The sequence below is a fragment of the Clavibacter michiganensis genome, assembly GCF_021216655.1.
In the GTDB taxonomy this organism is placed as follows: Bacteria; Actinomycetota; Actinomycetes; order Actinomycetales; family Microbacteriaceae; genus Clavibacter; species Clavibacter michiganensis.
In genome coordinates this window covers 1,573,638-1,587,135 of the sequence record NZ_CP080437.1, presented here as the reverse complement: position 1 = coordinate 1,587,135, position 13,498 = coordinate 1,573,638, and the positions used below count along the sequence as shown (strand labels likewise).

Annotated in this window: 10 protein-coding genes and 1 tRNA gene; 7 read left to right on the top strand and 4 right to left on the bottom strand. The window is 67.3% G+C overall.

From position 1 onward, the window contains the following. Nucleotides 1-36 precede the first annotated feature (36 nt). Nucleotides 37-933: a LysR family transcriptional regulator ArgP gene (locus K0V08_RS07285; RefSeq protein ID WP_079534354.1), complete on the bottom strand. Its 897-nt coding sequence runs from the start codon at nt 931-933 to the stop codon at nt 37-39. Nucleotides 934-1,002: 69 nt separating this feature from the next. Between K0V08_RS07285 and K0V08_RS07280 the strand changes: the two genes are divergently transcribed. From K0V08_RS07280 to K0V08_RS07270, 3 genes are read left to right on the top strand one after another with little or no spacing between them, the layout of a single operon-like run. Continuing rightward, nucleotides 1,003-1,815 (top strand): LysE/ArgO family amino acid transporter, encoded by an 813-nt coding sequence (locus tag K0V08_RS07280; protein ID WP_079534356.1) that lies wholly within the window; start codon nt 1,003-1,005, stop codon nt 1,813-1,815. A 2-nt stretch (nt 1,816-1,817) separates the two neighbouring features. Then, nucleotides 1,818-2,825, top strand: coding sequence for an LLM class flavin-dependent oxidoreductase (locus K0V08_RS07275; RefSeq protein ID WP_012038968.1), 1,008 nt, complete (start codon nt 1,818-1,820; stop codon nt 2,823-2,825). A 10-nt stretch (nt 2,826-2,835) separates the two neighbouring features. After that, nucleotides 2,836-3,192 carry a TraR/DksA family transcriptional regulator gene (locus K0V08_RS07270; RefSeq protein ID WP_012038967.1) on the top strand — a complete coding sequence of 119 codons (357 nt, stop codon included), beginning with the start codon at nt 2,836-2,838 and terminating at the stop codon, nt 3,190-3,192. Between the two features lie 28 nt (nt 3,193-3,220). Here K0V08_RS07270 and K0V08_RS07265 read toward each other — a convergent pair whose 3' ends face one another. Then, nucleotides 3,221-3,724, bottom strand: coding sequence for a MarR family winged helix-turn-helix transcriptional regulator (locus tag K0V08_RS07265; protein ID WP_012038966.1), 504 nt, complete (start codon nt 3,722-3,724; stop codon nt 3,221-3,223). A gap of 52 nt (nt 3,725-3,776) precedes the next feature. Between K0V08_RS07265 and K0V08_RS07260 the strand changes: the two genes are divergently transcribed. Beyond that, nucleotides 3,777-4,169 carry a hypothetical protein gene (locus tag K0V08_RS07260; RefSeq protein ID WP_079534358.1) on the top strand — a complete coding sequence of 131 codons (393 nt, stop codon included), beginning with the start codon at nt 3,777-3,779 and terminating at the stop codon, nt 4,167-4,169. 77 nt (nt 4,170-4,246) lie between these two features. Then, nucleotides 4,247-4,321: transfer RNA gene (locus K0V08_RS07255), tRNA-Gln, on the top strand. Between the two features lie 545 nt (nt 4,322-4,866). On the opposite strand, the gene K0V08_RS07250 is transcribed toward K0V08_RS07255, so the two are convergent. Continuing rightward, the gene (locus K0V08_RS07250) at nt 4,867-5,967 is read right to left on the bottom strand and encodes a DNA cytosine methyltransferase (protein WP_079534362.1); all 1,101 of its coding nucleotides are present in this window, start codon (nt 5,965-5,967) and stop codon (nt 4,867-4,869) included. A gap of 32 nt (nt 5,968-5,999) precedes the next feature. Continuing rightward, nucleotides 6,000-9,173 carry a sigma-70 family RNA polymerase sigma factor gene (locus K0V08_RS07245; RefSeq protein WP_086503504.1) on the bottom strand — a complete coding sequence of 1,058 codons (3,174 nt, stop codon included), beginning with the start codon at nt 9,171-9,173 and terminating at the stop codon, nt 6,000-6,002. 199 nt (nt 9,174-9,372) lie between these two features. Here K0V08_RS07245 and K0V08_RS07240 point away from each other — a divergent pair, with 199 nt between their 5' ends. Together K0V08_RS07240 and K0V08_RS07235 are read left to right on the top strand one after the other, a co-directional pair. Further along, nucleotides 9,373-10,365: a PD-(D/E)XK motif protein gene (locus K0V08_RS07240; protein ID WP_158219000.1), complete on the top strand. Its 993-nt coding sequence runs from the start codon at nt 9,373-9,375 to the stop codon at nt 10,363-10,365. After that, nucleotides 10,362-13,376 carry a Z1 domain-containing protein gene (locus K0V08_RS07235; RefSeq protein WP_086503503.1) on the top strand — a complete coding sequence of 1,005 codons (3,015 nt, stop codon included), beginning with the start codon at nt 10,362-10,364 and terminating at the stop codon, nt 13,374-13,376. Before K0V08_RS07240 ends, K0V08_RS07235 begins: the two co-directional genes overlap by 4 nt. Nucleotides 13,377-13,498 lie beyond the last annotated feature (122 nt).

Sequence of the window (13,498 nt, the reverse complement as noted above, 5' to 3'; positions counted from 1 at the left end):
CCGTCCGCGCGTCCTTCGACCGCCGCGGCCGCCCCGCTACCTGAGCGAGGCGGCCGCGGCGCGCACGTGCCGGGTGAGGTCGGCGAGCACGGGGGAGTCGACGCTCCAGCGCTGCCAGTGCAGCGCCACGTCCACGTGGGATCCGGCGTCCAGCGGCACGAGCGCGCCCGACGCGACGAGCTCCTCGCTCTGCAGGTCGGGCAGCATGCCCCAGCCCATGCCGAGCGTGACCGCCGTGACGAACTCGGCCGACGACGGCACGTAGTGGCGCGGCTGCCCGGCGGGCGCGCGCCGCCCGCGCAGCCAGCGGTCCTGCATGGCGTCCTTGCGGTCGAACATCACGAGCGGCGCGACCGCCAGCGCGCTCGGCGTGGGGCCGTCGGGCAGATGCGCGGCGACGTAGGCGGGCGTCGCGAGCGCGCGGTACCGCATCCGGCCGAGGCGCTCCGAGGTGCAGCCCTGCACGGGGTCCTTCACGCTCGTGACGGCGGCCATCGCGGATCCGTCGCGCAGCAGGTCGAGGGAGTGGTGCTCGTCCTCGCGCAGCACCTCCACCGCCTGGCCGGTCTCGGCCGCGAGCGCCGCGAACGCGGGCAGCAGCCAGGACGCGAGCGAGTCGCCGTTGACCACGACGGGCACGGCCGCGGTCCCCGCCCGGGGCTGCTCGCCGTCGCCCACGCCGAGCAGCCCGTCGAGGTCGCGCTCGAGCAGCAGCACCTGGCGCGCGTGCCGCAGCACGGCGTCGCCCGCCTCGGTGGTGGTGGCCGGGCGGGTGCGTCGGAGGAGCACGCGGCCGGCGCTGCGCTCGAGCGCCGTGATCCGCTGGCTCACCGCGGAGGGCGTCAGCCGGAGCGCGCGGGCGGCCGCGTCGAGCGTGCCCGTGTCGATGACGGCGGCCAGGGTGCGCAGGTGCTCGGTGCGGATGTCCATCATCAGCGATGCTAATGGTGCCGCAGGAACATGAGCTGGTCTGATGCGCGCCCGATGCCTAGCGTTGAGGCCATGCACCCGCTCGCGCACGCGCTCTCCGGCTTCGGCCTCGGCTTCTCGCTCATCGCCGCGATCGGCGCGCAGAACGCCTTCATCCTCCGGCAGGGCACGCGGCGCGAGCACGTGCTCGTCGTGGTGCTCATCTGCGCGGTCTCCGACGTGATCCTCATCGGCCTCGGCGTCGCCGGGATCGGCGCGGTCATCGAGGCGGCGCCCGTCGCGATCGTCGTCATCCGGATCCTCGGCGCCTGCTTCCTCGCCGGCTACGCCGCCCTCTCGCTGCTGCGGGCCGTCGCGCCGCGGGGCCTCGCCGTCGCCGTGTCCGCGCCGCGTGCGCTGGGCACCGTGGTCGCCGCGTGCCTCGCGCTCACCTGGCTGAACCCGCACGTGTACCTCGACACCGTGCTCCTCGTGGGATCCGTCGCCGCGGGCCACGGTGACGGCCGCTGGGCGTTCGGGGTCGGCGCGATGGTCGCCAGCTGCGTCTGGTTCACGCTGCTCGCGACGGCCGCCCGCGTCTTCGCGCCCGTGCTCGCCCGGCCGTCCGCCCGGCCGTCCGCCTGGCGCGTGCTCGACACCGTGATCGCCGGGGTGATGCTCGTGCTCGCCGTGCAGATCCTGCTGCCGCTCGTGCCCGAGGGACCGGGGGAGGGGGCGCGCATCGCCGTCGCCACCGCGATCTGCGCGGCGCTCGCCGGCGCCGTGGCGGCCTGGTCGGTCGCGCGCCGGCGTCGTGCCGATGCCGCCCTCGGGGACGCGACGACGGACACCGCCCCCGCCGCGGACGGGCTCGGAACACCGGAGGCGTCCGCGCTGTTGAGATGAGCATGACCGTCCCGCTCTCCATCCTCGACCTCGCCCCCATCGCCCCCGGGGAGACCGCCCGCGACAGCTTCGCCGCGTCCGTCGCCCTCGCCCAGCAGGCCGAGCGGAGCGGCTACCGTCGCGTCTGGTACGCGGAGCACCACAACATGGCGTCGATCGCGTCCAGCGCGACGAGCGTGCTCATCGCCCACGTCGCCAGCCAGACGTCCACCATCCGGCTCGGGTCCGGCGGCGTCATGCTGCCGAACCACTCGCCGCTCACCATCGCGGAGCAGTTCGGCACCCTCGAGACCCTGCACCCGGGCCGCATCGACCTCGGCCTCGGCCGCGCTCCCGGCAGCGACCAGGCCACGTTCCGGGCGCTCCGCCGCGACCCCGGATCCTCGGACCGCTTCCCCGAGGACGTCGTCGAGCTGCAGGCCTTCCTTTCCGGCGAGAGCCAGGTCCCCGGCGTGTCCGCGACGCCCGGCGCCGGCACGCGCGTCCCCCTCTACATCCTCGGGTCCTCGACCTTCGGCGCCCAGCTCGCCGCGGCCCTCGGCCTGCCGTTCGCCTTCGCGTCGCACTTCGCGCCCGACATGCTGCTCGACGCCATCGCGATCTACCGCCGCGACTTCCGCCCGTCGGAGCAGCTCGACGCGCCGTACGCGATCGCGGGGATCAACGCCATCGCGGCCGACGACCGCGCTGACGCCGAGCGCCAGTTCGCCGGCGTCCGCCGGGCGCGCCTGATGATGCTTCTCCGCCAGAGCGGCCAGATCCCGGCCACTCAGACGTTCACCGACGAGGAGCTCGACCGGCTCCTCGAGGCCCCCGTCGGCGCGCACGTCGCCAGCATGATGACGTACACGGCCGTCGGCACCGGCGCCGAGGTCTCCGACTACGCCAACCGGTTCGCGGAGCAGGCGGGCGTCGACGAGGTCATCGTCGGGCACGCCTCGCAGCGGACGCCGGAGCGCCTCCGCTCGGTCGAGCTGATGGCGGACGCGCACGCGCTCGTCGCCGCGTAGCGCGGGATCCATGGCAGACGACGCCGCGCCCGCTCCGGCGGACGCGCGCGCGGCCCTGGAGGCGGTGCGCGCCGACACGCTCGCGCTCATCCGCGGCCTCGACCGCGACGTGGCGGCGATCGTCGAGTCCCGTCAGGACGCGAACTCCGACGACGAGCACGACCCCGAGGGCGCGACCCTCGCGTTCGAGCGCTCGCAGTCCGACGCGATGATCCGCGAGGCCCGCGTCCGCCTCGCCGACGTCGACGCCGCGGTCGCGCGCCTCGACGCGGGCACCTACGGCCGCTGCGAGGTCTGCGGCGAGGCGATCCCCGCGGGTCGGCTCGAGATCCGCCCCGCCGCGCGCCGCTGCGTCGCGCACGCCTGAGCGGGACGGGCGACCCGGGTGGAGCGGGTCAGGCCCCGTCGTCGTCGAGGTCGAGGATCAGCTGTCGCAGCAGCCCCGCGAGCACGTCGCGGTCGGCTGCGGGCAGGGTCTCGAGCAGCTCCGCCTCCTCGGCGACGAGCCGGGTGATCGCGGTGTCGACGCGCGTGCGGCCCGCGTCCGACATGACGACGAGGATCCCGCGCCCGTCGTGCGGATCCGTCCGCCGCTCCACGAGCCCGCGCGCCACGAGCCGGTCGATGCGGTTCGTCATCGTGCCGGAGGAGACGAGCGTCTGCTGCAGGAGGGCCTTCGGGCTCAGCTGGTAGGGATCGCCCGCCCGTCGCAGCGCCGACAGCACGTCGAACTCCCACGACTCGAGCTCCGACTCCTGGAACGCGGAGCGCCTGGCGCGCTCCAGCAGCCGCGACAGGCGGCCGACGCGCGACAGCACCTCGAGCGGGGAGAAGTCGAGGTCGGGCCGCTCGCGCCGCCACGCGTCGACGATGCGGTCGACCTCGTCGCGGCTGGGCATCCCCCCATCATGCCGGTCCGGGGGCCTCCGCCCGGTCGCTAGCGTGAGGGACATGGAAGACCTCCCCTCCAACCGCTCCGTCATGCCGTGGTGGTATGTGGCCGGGGCCGCGCTGGCCCTCCTCGTCGCCCTCGTCCTCGTCCCGGTCGCGAACCTCGGTCTGGTGCTGCCGATGTGGGGTGCCCTCGTCGGCACGACGATCCGCGATCGCCGACGCGGCGCCGAGCCCATGACCACGTCGCAGGAGGCCCTCGTCTCGGCGGTGCTGACGCCGCTCCTGCTCGGGATCGCCGCCCTCGCCAGCCAGCTGTGGCCCTTCCAGCAGGGCGCGTCCGACGCGCGCGTGCTCGTCGGCGGGGCCGTGGGGCTCGCGGTCGGCGGCGCGCTCCTCCTGGTGCTGCGGATCCGCGGCGTCCTCCGCCGACGCCGCGCGCGCGGCACCTGACTCCCCGCCGGACGCGGGTCCTCCGCCCGCGGGCACCTCTGGCAGACTCGTCCTGCGCACGGCCGGACCGTGAGCGGTCCGCCTTGGTGTAACGGCAGCACTTCAGCCTTTGGAGCTGTGAGGTCCAGGTTCGAATCCTGGGGGCGGAGCCACGAGGTTGACGCTTCCGGACGGCGATACTTCGACGGAACTACCTGGACTTATCACACGCTGGACCGGGTGGGCGAGTGGAGCGCCCACAGCCCGCTCGGGGACGCCGCTCGCGGCGCGGCGCAGGAGTGGGTGCGGCGCGAACGACCTTTGCGAGAAGCGCCCGAGGCCGCGCTCGGGAGGCTCGGCACGCATTCCGGCGGGCTGAGACTCTAACTTGCGGCGGTCGACGAGCACGAGAACGGCGGCCAGGCACGAGCTATTGACTCAGCGCAGGCACCCGCCTGAAGAGGCTGCATCCACTACCTCGAGACGGACGGCGCCGCGATGATGGCAGCGATGGACAGCTGTGCGCGATTCGACCAAGCCGGCAGTAGAACGCGCAACGATCGCGCGCTGCACATGTTCGACTGAGCCAGCGACCGCCCCGACTTCGCTGCCGCTGGGCTGACCTTCCACGGTTGACAACGGTCCTTTAACGATGGCCACGATGAAAGTTATCGGCGCTTGGCCCAGTGCGCTGATGGATGAGAGCGCAAAGACGCTTTCAACCGAGCAGCCCTGCCAGGTGTCGTCCGATCGCGGCGCCTAATGCAATCGGCACGGCATTACCAATCTGTCGCGCGATTTCGATCTTCGTTCCCATGAAGAGGTACTCGTCGGGGAATCCTTGGAGCGTCGCAGCCTCGTAGTGCGTGAGCGCTCGGTCCTCGACCGGATGGAGGTAACGCCCCTTCTCCGGCTTGAAGAACTCTGTGCGGACGGTGACTGACGGCTTGTCCCAGTGCAGTCGCCCCATGACGTCTGCCGATCCTGATGTGTGCTTCTTCCAGCAGTCAGGCAAGAGCTCAAATGGAATGTCGAAGCGGTTGCCCTTTTCGGGGATGTGAGTGAACCGCTCGCGCGAGAGCTCCGTGTAGTAGCGGGTGACGTGCAGCTCCGCGGCGCGGTAGGGCCCGGACACCGCGCGTCCGTTGACGACTCGAGCGCGATTGGGAGGGAGGTCGATCATGCTGACGGCGGCAGCCATCCCGCGCTGCTCGAAGGCCTGTCGAACGGAGACATGCGCAAGCGTGCGCCCGGGTCCGTGTGTCGGCTCGGGGAATCCTGGCGCTTCCTGGTCGTCACGCCACCCCAGAATGACAGTGCGCTTCCGTGCTTGCGCTGCACCATAATCTGCCGAGTTGAGGACGCGCCAGTCGAAGGAGTAGTTGGGTAGCATTCCCGCTGCGGACGTTTCACGGCGAAAATCTTCGAACTGGCGAGACTTGGTGAATGCGGCAACGTTCTCGACTACAAAGTATTTGGGTTGCGCTCGTTTGACTGTTTCCGCGTATTGTTTCCAGAGGAAGTTCCGCACGTCCTCGGCGTCCTGCTTCCCGAGTGTGGAGAAGCCCTGACAAGGCGGGCCCCCAAGGACGAGGTCGACGGACGGGACTTCCTCCTGCGCAAGCCATTCCTCAACGGGGCCGGCGAACACGAGGTCGTCGCCGTGGTTCAACGCGTAAGTGGCTGCCGCCGCTACGTCCATCTCGACCGCACGGACCGTCGAGAAGCGGTCGGAGCCTTCGCGGAAACCTTCGCTGAGCCCTCCGGCTCCTGCGAAGAGGTCGAGCGTGCGGATGGGGGCGAGGTTGGTCGTGGTCATGTCGGCTCAAACTTACGGTACGAGCGCGCCGTTCACGCTTGCGATGCCGGCGCGCCGGCGGGACCATGGTCCCGCCGGCGCTCTTCCACTGCCCTCGCCTGACGCCTGCGGAACTCGTCCGCATGGCGGGGCTCCAACAGGATCTGGCAGGCAACACCGTAAGGAGTCCGCTCAAGCCGGACCGCGATGTCGTGGATCGATGCGCCGGTGGACAGCGTTGAATCGATCAGCTGTGCGTCGGCATCCGAGTACCCGGAACCGTGGCGGGCGGGACGGTCAGAAGTTTGCGTCGATTGTTCGACGCCGAAGAGTCGCTGGCTGAGCGATGCTAGGACAGTGCCTCGATCGACGTTCAGGCGGCGAGCGATGTCATCAGGGTGCTGGCCACTGAGAAAGGCGGACTCTATGTCCGAGGGGCTCGCAATGGGATCGGTCTGTCGTTGCGTCGATCTGTTGACGGCGGAAGAGCTCACGATCGTCAACTGCGCGGCTGGCTGAGTCCGACGCTTTATCCGGCCATACTGCCTAATGTGGTCCTCGATGGTCAGGGGCCTAGCTGTGCGGACCGAGGTGACGGGCCTATCTTCACGAACCGCGCTGTCGTCGACGCAGTGGTGACCCGCGAGCATTGCCTGCGCACGGGGGCCACGCATTGTCTCCAGCGCCTTCTTCTCTAGCTGTCGGATCCGCTCGCGGGTGACCCCGAACTCGACACCGATCGCATCAAGTGTCCGACGCTCGCCTCCATCGAGCCCGAAGCGCAGCACGAGGACCCGCGCCTCCCGCCAGTCCAGGGCGCTCAGGATTTGGACGAGATTCCGTCGGAGCAATAGTGCCTCGAAGGTGTCGCTTGTGGAGTCAGCGGCGTCGTCTACGAGGTGATCACCGAAGGGCTCGTCCATTCGCAGTTCTGGGTTGTACCAGGGCGCATCAAGTGACCACACGTGCGTCAGCCGGTCCGCAGCGACGAGCCGTTCGATGTCAGACACGTCGATTTCGGAGTGTCGGGCGAGCTCGTCGAGCGGTACGCCATCTGGGTAGAGCGGTTCGAGCGCCGCGCGAGCGCCGGACAGTCTCCGCAGTGACTCCATCAGATGTACTGGTAGGCGGATGGCGCGTGCCTTATCATCGAGCGCCCGCGAGATGGCCTGCCGGATCCACCAGGTGGCGTACGTAGAGAACTTCGTCCCTTGCTCGTAGTCGAACTTCTCGACCGCGCGGATGAGCCCCATGTTTCCCTCCTGGATCAGGTCCAGTAACTCCATGTCGCGCCCTGCGTAGCGCCTCGCGACGGAGACGACCAGGCGCAAGTTCGCGTTGACGAATCGCGCTTTGGCGTGCTTACCAGCGTCGGCGATCTCTCGAAGCTCGCGTAGAAACGACCTGCGCTGTTCCTGAGCGCTATCGGAGGCGAGACGCTCTTCAGCGAGCAGCCCGGCCTCAATACGACGCGCGAGCTCAACCTCTTCGGCGGTGCTGAGCAACTTCGCTCTCCCAATTCCCCAGAGGTACTGCTTCGCCGCGTCTATAGAGTGCGGGATTTCTCGATAGCGCTTGACCGACTCAGAGACGGGACGATCAATCGAGAAGCCCCCCTCGTCGACTCGCGCGGGTATTGGAACTTCGTCGCCGACCTGCCACTCGTCGAAATCGAGTTCGGCGTCAGCGGTCGGTCGAGCGGCGCGTGTCGCCGGCTGGAGAGTTGCGTCGTAACCGTGCTCGTCGATCTGCTGGAACGTGGCGGCCGCGAGAACCGCATGGATGCGCTCGATCTGGTCGACGGTGCTCTGCTGCAAATGACCGCGCTCCAGCTTGTCTTGCAGCTGCAGCACGATCGAGGTTTTGAAGAATGCGGCATCGCCGCCATGGGCGCCCTGAAGTTGTTCCCGGTAGCCCTCGTTCAACCAGACCGTCGCTGCGGCGTGCTCCAGTTCGAAGAGCCGGCCGCGGCCCAGAGGCTTCCACAAGACGCGTAGATTGTTGCCATCGTCGCGGAATCCGAACTCCTCATCCATCGCGCCGATGACGGCCTGAGGGAGTCCTTCCGCAATGCGCGCAACCGGCCTCGGGCCGCGATCGCGTTTGCTGCCGAGCCGGAACACGTCCCTCGCCGCGGACAGGAAGGACCGGAAATCACGTCCGTCTTCCGTGACAGCTCGTTCCACCGCGTGGACACCGTCTGCCGTGAACACGACGCCGTGTTTCTCAGGGTTGATGCGAACGGCGCCAAGCGCCCCTGTAGTCACGTCGACGGCGACCCGCGCAAGCTGCAGTTCGACCATGTTGCCGGGCAGTAAGTTCAACCAGCCGCTGGCTTGCTGGAGCCGATCATTACGGTAGACATACAAACCCTGCCACTCCGCTCGCGGGCGACCCAGCAACTTCGCGCTCGGCCCCTGGTTCGCGGGCTGCATGATGTGGCACGTGAAGAGCAGTTCTGTGCCACCCCGGGTCGTTCCGACCAGATTGAGTGGGTAACCGGCGGCGCCAGACGTAAAATTGAACGGGTCAACGGACGTCACTTTGACGGGGACGCCGTCGCCCGTTCGTGTGTCGAACTGCTGTAGGACGATCGTGATGTCGCCGCGCGAGATGATTCTGTGGAACGTCAGCCCGAGGTCGTGTCCCAGACTTGTAAACACCTCGTCGAGCCAACGTCGCCGATCGACCTCCACATCGCCGGTGAAGACCGAGTGCAGGTGGTCCCATTCGACGACAGTGCCGCTTTCGACACGGGCAAAACCGCCTGCACCCTTCGTGAATCCGCGCTGGGCCTCAGCGTCACGCAGAACCTCGCCCTCGAATCTTCCGCGCGTGAGACGTATCGCTCGCGTGGGCTCATAGCCGCACCGCGAGTAGACGGTCAACCGGTCGGCCTGACTGAACGACGCCGCTTTCAAACCGACGCCAAAATGCCCGTGCTCGGCCGCTCCGTACTCGCGACGGACGCCGAGGCGCATCGCTGACGCGAGCTGCACTGCGGACATTCCTGCGCCGTCGTCGTGCATCCGAATCCCGATGAGCTCCTCATTGCGAGTGATGAAGCGCGCCAGGAACTTGGTCGCCCCCTTGTCGATGGAGTTGTCGATCAAGTCGGCCATCGCCGTAGCCAGAGAATGCCCCGCGCCGATAGCGCTGAGGATCGACGGATCGGGCGAGAGCTCAACGACCTGCGGTGCCCCGGCGTGCTCTTCAGTCGACTCCATGCCCGGGACGCTACAGCCCTCGTCGGACACTCAGCGACCGGGATCCCTCGGATCAAGTACCGGCGTTCTCCCCAAAATGGGGGGAGCAGGCGCTCCCCTCGACCCGGCTAGGCTCGGCGGGTGCGCTGCACGGTGCCCTCGTTGCTCGAGCGGTGCATCGGCCCGGAGAAGCAGCACGGCGGACGAGCAGGGGGGATCTATGGTCGGCGGCCTGACGGAGAAAGTCGTTCAGCATCTGACGCCGGAGACAGTAGACGTGTATTTCCGGGCGGCGGCGCCAGCTCGGTTCCGGTTGAGCGCGAAGATCGATGCCTTCCTCGATATCGATCCTCACGCTCAGCAGATCAGCCTGTACGTGCCGACGCGGGGTGAGGTGCCCGATGTCTCCGCTTTTGAGCGAATCTCTGTTGCCGCGACGGTCCTCCCCGGCCGTTCGGGGAAGTGGTTCCGCATTGACATCGACGCGGCAGGCATGCGGTACGAGGCGTACACGCTTGCGGAGTCCGTCGTCGACCAGATGCAGCATGGAGCAACGCTGCGTCACGCGCTCTGCGAAACGCTCGAAGCACTGAAGGACCTCCTCAGCAGGCGCCGCCGCCTGACGGACGAGAAGGAGGCTGGCTTCCTCGGTGAACTGCTCCTGCTGCGGCACGTGATCGACGTGATCGGCGAGGATGCTGCCGTCGGCGCCTGGCTGGGCCCCGAGTCCGGGGAGCACGACTTCGGTTTCGATGACTTCGAGGCGGAGGTAAAGACCACCAGGTCCGATTCGCGGTTGCACGTGATCGGCTCCGAGACCCAGCTGATGCCCTCGCCGGGCCGCCCGCTGTATCTGGTCTCGATCCAGCTCACCCTCGCGGGGCGCGGCCAAGACGGCTTCACCCTTCCGCAGCTGGTGGACGAGGTGCGCTCCAGTATTGGCCACAGTTCTCGGACCCTCGACGACCGCTTGGAATCAGCTGGCTGGCGGGATGAGGCACGCGACCTCTACGCTCTGCGATTCCAGTACCGCAGCCGCCCGAGGGCCTTCCTTGTCGATGAACGCTTCCCAGCGATCACGCGCCCACGCCTGGATGCAGTGGTACCTCAGCCGGTGCATGTCGGCGACGTCTCATATCGTCTCAATGTCACCGATTTTCCCTTCACCGATGCACCCGCACCGTTGAACGGCTTCTGCGAGGGAGAGGCATGAGCACTGTAGAGCCGGGCGCACTCGCGAGCGCGATCCAGTCCGCCTTCAACGCAATGGAGAAGTCGGGGCCGAAGGCCCTGCTCCCACGCGTGAATCTCGACGTCGAGGAAGGCGGCCACGACGCCGTCGATGAGGCCTCGGTGGTCTCCTTCATCGTCGAGGCTGGCGTGAACGACCCCGCGCGGTACGCGGCACACATCGCGCTCGCGCAATGGGACGTGGCGGAGGGGGCCGCGTGGCCGGATGGCGCCGCGGTCGGATCCGCCACCCGACGCCAGAGGATATACGACCTACTGAAGTTAAGCGATGCTGCGCGCACCCGTGTCGATGAGGCGTTCCCGAGCCAGGCGCTCGTGGACTCCGTCATCACGAGCGAGCGGTGGGACCCCTGGTACACGACGGGCCGCCAGGAACGTGACTTCTATTGGAAGGCCTACAAGGGCGTACTAGAAGGCAAGAAGTGGAAGCCCGAGGCGATCGCCGAGGTCGACGCGTCCGCCTCGACAATCGTCAGCCGGCTCGTCGACCCCGCCGCCGCAGCCGCCTATTCTTCGCGCGGCCTCGTCGTCGGCTACGTGCAGAGCGGCAAGACCGCCAACTTCACCGGCATGATCGCGAAGTCCATCGACGCTGGCTACCGGCTCGTCATCGTGCTGACCGGCACGATCGAACTTCTGCGCGGACAGACCCAACGGCGCCTGGACATGGAGCTGATCGGCGAGGAGAACATCCTCGGCGGCCACGACAAGAACGACGTCAACGCCGTTCGCGACGTCGACTACGCTGGCAGCGGCGACACGGACTGGCTCGCCGGCAAGTTCCTCCGACACGACATCGATGTCAACGCGCGCCGGGACATTCCCTCGATCAAACGCCTCACCACGGCGAGCGGCGACTACAAGGCGTTGAAGCAAGGTCTGGACACGCTCGACTTCCGCTCGGCCGCCGAGCTCGTCGACGTGAGCAAGCCGGTGAACCACCCCGACAACCTCTTCGGCACGAACGTGCGCATTGCAGTGGTCAAAAAGAACAAGTCTGTACTCACCAAGCTCCTCACTGATCTGAAGAACGTCAGGACGCGCCTCGATGAGATTCCCGTGCTTCTGATCGACGACGAAGCGGACCAAGCGTCGGTCAACACCAAGAATAACTCTAAAAAGGCCCGGCGCGCGGACGAGGAGAAGGACAGGACCGCGATCAACAAGCTGATCTCGAACATTCTGGATACCATGCCGCGGGCTCAATACGTCGGCTACACGGCCACGCCGTTTGCGAACGTGTTCGTCGAGCCGGATGACGAGATCGACATCTTCCCGCGAGATTTCATCGTGAGGCTCAAGGCCTCGGCCGACTACATGGGCGGTACAATGTTCCACGACCTCGAACCCCTGCAGCCGGATGAGGAAGCGACCGCTGCGAACTCCAACGAGGAGGCGCACGTGCGCAACCTCCTCGCCGCACCGGGATCGGCGGCCGAGATGACCGAGATCCGGCAGGCTCTCGACGCCTTCGTTCTCACCGGCGCTATCAAACTGTGGCGGCAGACGCAGAATCCGGACCTGAAGTTCCGCCACCACACGATGCTCGTACACGAGGAAGTAACACAGGCCGCGCACAGCACCCTCGCGACGCTGATCCGTCAGGTGTGGGCGGAGGCCAGCTATCGCTCGCCGGAGGCGAAGGCCAGGCTGCGCGAGCTCTACGAGACCGACTTCGCCCCAGTGCACCGAGCACGCGGCTGGGGTGTCAAGCTTCCTATGGCGTTCGAGGACCTCGCCGAATACATCGGTGAAGCGGTCGGCAAGGTCATGTCGGACAACAACCCCGTCGTCGTCGTGAACGGCTCCAAAGAGAGCGACTACGACGCAATGGACTTTACGACCAAGGACTACTGGCGCATCATGGTCGGCGGCACCAAGCTCAGCCGCGGCTTCACCGTCGAAGGTCTCACCGTTACCTACTTCAAGCGTCGCGCCATGGCCGCCGACACTTTCATGCAGATGGGGCGCTGGTTCGGCTACCGGCCCGGCTACCGCGACCTCGTTCGGCTGTATATTGCGCGTGACGTCACGGACTCTCGCGGCAAGAGCTACGACCTGTACGACGCCTTCACCGCGATGGTGCAGGACGAGGAGGCATTCCGCGACCAGCTTGACGAGTTCTCGGAGGTGGACCCCGTGACCGGGCGACCGGCAATGCGGCCGATCGACGTCCCGCCTCTCGTGTTCCAGCAGCTTCCGTGGCTCCGGCCGACCTCCGGGAACAAAATGTACAACACCGAAATCGCTGTCGAGGGAAGCCCCGGCAAGACGCGCGACTTTCCTATGCACGCTGATAGAGGAACCGGAGCCGCCAACGCACGCCACTTCGGACTTGTTACCCCGTGGCTTGATGAGCGGGGCGAAGCGGTAGACCTTCTGACGGATTTGGCGCGCAGCTACACGGCTCGAGTGGCCATCGTCCCCGCGGGCGAAGTCGCCGAGGTGCTTGACAAGTTCACCTGGGCGGACGGCTACTCATTCAAGCCCACGGTCGCGTTCATCAAACGGGCCGTCGAGGTCGGACAGCTCGATGACTTCGCCCTCATCTTCCCCGAGCTGTCGGTCGCCGGCGAGCAGCTTCACGACGTCACGGGACGACGTGTGCAGATTCTTCAGCGCAAGAGGCGTGGTGATCGTCGAGGATTCTCCGGAAGCTCTGCTCGCCAGCGTCATGCCGTCGAGTTCATCGCGGGGGCATCGAAGGAAGGGCCTACCGGACCGGAGGCCAATTCACTGCGACGAGAGAAGGGCCGCGGAGCGATCCTGTTCACTTTCGCCGACGACGTGATCAGACCTGACGGCTCGGCCCTCAGCCGGAAGACGTCAGAGATTGAGGGACCTGCCGAAGCTAAGGATGTGGCGACGCTCTTCTCGATCGTTATGCCGACGTCAACAAAGTCGCTCAGCCGTGTCGGCTTCCGTGCCAAGCGTTCCGATGTCGACTACGGGCAGATCATCGACGCCGACTGACTTCGGAGAGATGCTCGAGTGACGAGTGGAGAACAGATTTCTTGGGCGACGATGGACGGCACACGTCGTTCGATGCAGAATAACAAGGGCCGCGACACCAAACCGGAACTCGCCGTCCGGTG

Coding starts and splice junctions, on each gene's coding strand:
- K0V08_RS07260 (WP_079534358.1), top strand. CDS start 3,777: ATGGAAGACCTCCCCTCCAACCGCTCCGTCATGCCGTGGTGGTATGTG.
- K0V08_RS07250 (WP_079534362.1), bottom strand. CDS start 5,967: ATGACCACGACCAACCTCGCCCCCATCCGCACGCTCGACCTCTTCGCA.
- K0V08_RS07280 (WP_079534356.1), top strand. CDS start 1,003: ATGCACCCGCTCGCGCACGCGCTCTCCGGCTTCGGCCTCGGCTTCTCG.
- K0V08_RS07275 (WP_012038968.1), top strand. CDS start 1,818: ATGACCGTCCCGCTCTCCATCCTCGACCTCGCCCCCATCGCCCCCGGG.
- K0V08_RS07235 (WP_086503503.1), top strand. CDS start 10,362: ATGAGCACTGTAGAGCCGGGCGCACTCGCGAGCGCGATCCAGTCCGCC.
- K0V08_RS07245 (WP_086503504.1), bottom strand. CDS start 9,173: ATGGAGTCGACTGAAGAGCACGCCGGGGCACCGCAGGTCGTTGAGCTC.
- K0V08_RS07265 (WP_012038966.1), bottom strand. CDS start 3,724: ATGCCCAGCCGCGACGAGGTCGACCGCATCGTCGACGCGTGGCGGCGC.
- K0V08_RS07240 (WP_158219000.1), top strand. CDS start 9,373: ATGGTCGGCGGCCTGACGGAGAAAGTCGTTCAGCATCTGACGCCGGAG.
- K0V08_RS07270 (WP_012038967.1), top strand. CDS start 2,836: ATGGCAGACGACGCCGCGCCCGCTCCGGCGGACGCGCGCGCGGCCCTG.
- K0V08_RS07285 (WP_079534354.1), bottom strand. CDS start 933: ATGATGGACATCCGCACCGAGCACCTGCGCACCCTGGCCGCCGTCATC.